Genomic DNA, 4,334 nt, shown 5'->3' with positions numbered 1-4,334 from the left:
ATCGGGTTGGCATAAAGCTCCAGCTACTGCGTTTTGTAATGTAGTAGTTAATTGTATAGTATATACACCTGGGCTTGTAAATGTAATTTCTGGTTCAAATGCTGTTGCATTACCAGATGTAAAACTCCAACCTAAATTTATTGCACTTGGACAATTTTCAGGATTTGAAAATAGTACTTGCCAGTTGTATAAATTAATATTTGAACATCCTGGCAGGCTAGATAAATTATCTGTTTGTATGGTAGTTGGTGCACAACCTGTTGTTGAACTTAATGTAAAATCTGCAACGACCTCTGGATTAACACAAATGGTTTGTGATTCAGAAGTTATACCGCAATCATTATAACCTGTAAAAAGTGTAATGGTATATGTTCCTGGCAGTAAAAATGTAATATTTAATGTATTTGTAGCCGAATCTGTCCAATCAATTGGACTATCTGGCAATCCAAAATTAAAACCTAAATTACCTATAACATTGACAAAAGTATTGCTTGAAATTACACCTGATATTGCAGCCGGAATTATACCGCTAGGTCCATCAATAGTCCAATATTTTTTATAAGTCGAGTTACAATTAAAATCTACACCAGGCCCTTGAGATGAAATATTAGCTCCGTTAATAGAAGTGTCTGTAAAAATTATTGAAGTATTTACACAAACAGAATTACTTGATGGATTAGAAGTAATAATTGCTTCAGGCCCTGTTTCAATGTAATAGGGACCATTAGAATTGGAGGTCGTACCACAAGGATTGGATACTGTTATTGAAGCTTGAAAAGAATTATAGTAAATTTGCCCGTTTATATTTGAATCTGAATTACAAGAATTATTATTAAAGTTATGAGTAATTTGAAAAATCCATTGATTTAAAGTAGTATTAAAAATTCCGCCTTGACTTATTAGTTGTTCATGAGTAAATGTTTGAATTGCTGAGTTATCATTTACTTGAAAAGTGTATATGGTTCCGCTTGTATTTTGAGCGCCAGCAATAATGTTAAAAACAACACTACTAGGGTCGCATAATACGGGAGTACCTGCTGTTCCTAATGATGCACTAGGGCTTGCACCAATAAATACATTAAATGTTTTAGTTTTACTACATCCATTTTCTAAGGTTACGTTATATACAATGGTATATAAACCTGTTGGATAGGCGTGCGAATCTCCAGATATATTTATTCCTGTAAAAACTGTCAACGCTGAACCATCTCCCCAATTAATAGTATGTTGAGAATTTTGATTTGTATTAGAAGTGTCTGTAGAAAACAAAAAATTTGTAGTGCCATTTCCGGTTATATTACAACGACTATAGTATGTTGAATTATTAAAAGTAGTAGTTCCCCAACTTCCTGACAGTAAAATAAAGTTTGGATTAGGTGAATTTTGCACCACCACATCGACACTACTACTCGAACCATTAATTGTTAATGTTGTTGTAAAACTTCCAGCAGTGTTATAGGTAATAGTGTGTGGGCCTAACAAATCAGAAGAAGCTATACTTCCGCCATCAAAAGTCCATAAATAAGTTGGATCTACACCAACATTAGTTGATGCATCTGTGTAGGTTATGGTTTCTCCTGAACAAATTGTTATGGTGTTATTAACAGCAACTGGATTAGTGGAAAAACTTACTTGAATTAAAACGCTGGGTAAATAAAGTTTATTGTTTTTTACAATGTTAGAATATGAGCTAATCGAGCTCCATACAAAAATAGCTATAGTAAAAAACAGTAATTTTTGAATTCTTGTATTTTTAAAAAATGTTTCCCTAATAATTTTTGTTTTAACCTCCATATCTTATAGCTTAATTGATTGTTTTAAAAAAAAATGAGACATTACTCTGTAAATATAAATAAATTCTTACAATGAGTGTTTTATCATTAATATTATTTTTAAGTTACTAGTACATGAATTATTTCCATATTAAAAACCTTTATAACGTTTAGCTAACCTTTTTTGTAGTTTACATCTTTAATGATGACCCTATTTTTTAATAGTCAATGGCATAACATTGAAAACATAAACAGCTTTAGAACATCAAAATAGCCTTTTATTATAAAACAATTTAGATTATAATATTTATATACCAATTCCCATTATTATTTAGACAACACAAAACCAATGTCGCATATTTGATCAAAATAAAACAATTAGTTCATAGTGTTTTTATTGTTTAAATTCTCTAAACAAATTTTAAGTTTGCATTTTAAATAATTAGTCAAACGCTATTTTAAAAAGTGCTTTTTTCATTGTTTTAGGGTTAAGAATATATAAATATTGTAATATAAAGTGTTATTTTATCTACTCTTTAGCATTTTAACAGCTCTGTTTATTTAAAAAACAAATATACACATAAATGATTAATAAATGTACTTTTTTTCAATAACCCGATAGTGCGCATTTGCAATCCGTGCACATTATTAACTTCAAAAGAAATTTAATAAAATGATTTCTATTTTATTAACCAACATAGTTTTTCCCTACGCTTTACATAGCGCTTTTTTTTAGGGTTTTCCGTTTGGACACTTTTTGTATATCGTTATTTCAGGACAAGACAGTTTTGACAACAAGCCAAAAGTAAACCCATACGGTCATTTTGATTGATTTTCCAATTTTTGGATGCGATATCTAATAACCAATCTGGTTGGAATAATAAAACTAAAATTCACTTAATATATTAGTTACCCAACTTACTTTTGTAAATCGTCAGCAAAAAGTGTACTATAGTACACTTTTTGCTGACGATTTACAGTGCTTGAAATGTGAGTAATGTGACGGATATGTCAGTAATGTTTGGAGGAGCAGAGTCTTTTAATAAATATATACAAAAAAATGTAACTTTGAATTATTAACTAAATCAGTACACTTTTTGCTGACGATTTACATTAAGATGTGTATAATTTATTGCTTGGGTTTGTGTGTACTCGGAAAATCCTACGGATTTCCCGAGGGTTCGGTTTATTCTTACTAAATTAGTTGCGAGACTATCGCAACAAACCATACACGAACCGTTGCCACCAATTAGAAAAATGACCAAAGAAGAAATCTACGAAAAAGCAAATAGCGTTGTCGGAATTGAAGGAATGACAGGAAACGAACGACTTTATGTAAGTGGATTAATGAATGTTTTGAAGGTTGTAAAAACGAAAAAACCCTTTAAATCATACGATTTAAAGGGTTTTAATTCAATTTGCTTTTCAGCTGGCGGAGAAAGAGGTTAGACCACGCTTATTTAAATGCAATTTTTAGAAAACCTTATAAACACTGCGTTTATGAGGTTTTTTCTTTTTAGAGGGCTACGCAAGATAAAAACAACCCTTTTTATAGTTTACCTACAAATAAATCTCTTGTTTGTAAAGTTAATTAAAATCACACTTATTTAAGATTATATTCAATACAATTCTATTCTTATCAAAGAGTTTAAATATAATTTCTATACTATTATAATTACAATTGCCACTCTTGCCACTATGTTATCCAATTTAACCTCCCTATACTGTTGTTATCTAATATTAGATATATATCTATATGTTTTTATATAATTTAGTTATAAACTATTATATGGCATTGTGGCAAAACAATTATAAAACACTTGTTTTCAGTAACTTATAAATGCCATATAAACAGCCATAATCAGCCATAAAGCCACGTTTTTTAGTTCTTTAATTTATTTTTAAAAGGATTTAATATCATCAACAGCAAAAGGGCATTTATAATGAACCTTCAATGTGGCATAAATATATTATATGGCAAAAATATTGTAATCAAATGGCGATAATGTGTCATAAAATAGGAGAACCATTAAATGATTCTCCTATTTAGTTTAAAACTATGCAGCTAATTTAAAATACTGTTCCTTTTCAGATATTTTGTAAACCCTTCTGTTATATATTCAATTACAATCGGGTTAAACTTGTCTGTTGAAGTTGTAGTTAATTGAGTTTTGTTTGTACCATCATTATTCATCTTATATATTTGACTTATTCCTGATGCATTTGAAACATAATAAATTTCATTACTGTTTGAAAAAGTGGGCTGTTCAGTTGTTGTTCCGTTTACACCACTATTTGAGTTATTGGTTAACTGAGTAACATTTGTTCCATCACTATTCATAACAAATATCTCAGAGTGTTTGTTAAATGTTGGAGCAACAGAACCAGAGTAACATATTTTTGATTGATATTTAAAACCTCGGCTGATTACCGAGGTTTTACTTTTTATAAAAAAGTTAAAAACTATAAAACAAAACTTAATTAATGGATTTCACATTAATTTAACATTTACTGTTTTTCTTAATGTTCATTAAATATATTGATAATAGCATCTAAACATTA

2 protein-coding genes and 2 pseudogenes are annotated in these 4,334 nt (G+C 29.5%); 1 reads left to right on the top strand and 3 read right to left on the bottom strand.

Annotated elements, in window-relative coordinates; genetic code table 11:
- Window positions 1-1,794 (bottom strand): annotated as a pseudogene (locus AABM47_RS03075) (hypothetical protein); the annotation flags it as partial.
- Between the two features lie 745 nt (window positions 1,795-2,539).
- A pseudogene (locus AABM47_RS03070) lies at window positions 2,540-2,638 on the bottom strand (phosphatidylinositol kinase); the annotation flags it as partial.
- Window positions 2,639-3,029: 391 nt separating this feature from the next.
- Here AABM47_RS03070 and AABM47_RS03065 point away from each other — a divergent pair.
- Window positions 3,030-3,221: a hypothetical protein gene (locus tag AABM47_RS03065; protein WP_338409457.1), complete on the top strand. Its 192-nt coding sequence runs from the start codon at window positions 3,030-3,032 to the stop codon at window positions 3,219-3,221.
- Between the two features lie 616 nt (window positions 3,222-3,837).
- Here the strand turns inward: AABM47_RS03065 and AABM47_RS03060 are convergent.
- On the bottom strand, window positions 3,838-4,113 hold the full coding sequence (locus tag AABM47_RS03060; protein ID WP_338409456.1) for a hypothetical protein: 276 nt from the start codon (window positions 4,111-4,113) through the stop codon (window positions 3,838-3,840).
- Window positions 4,114-4,334 lie beyond the last annotated feature (221 nt).

It is taken from the genome of uncultured Flavobacterium sp. (assembly GCF_963925415.1).
Classification (GTDB): Bacteria; Bacteroidota; Bacteroidia; order Flavobacteriales; family Flavobacteriaceae; genus Flavobacterium.
This window is presented reverse-complemented; position numbering and strand designations above follow the sequence as displayed.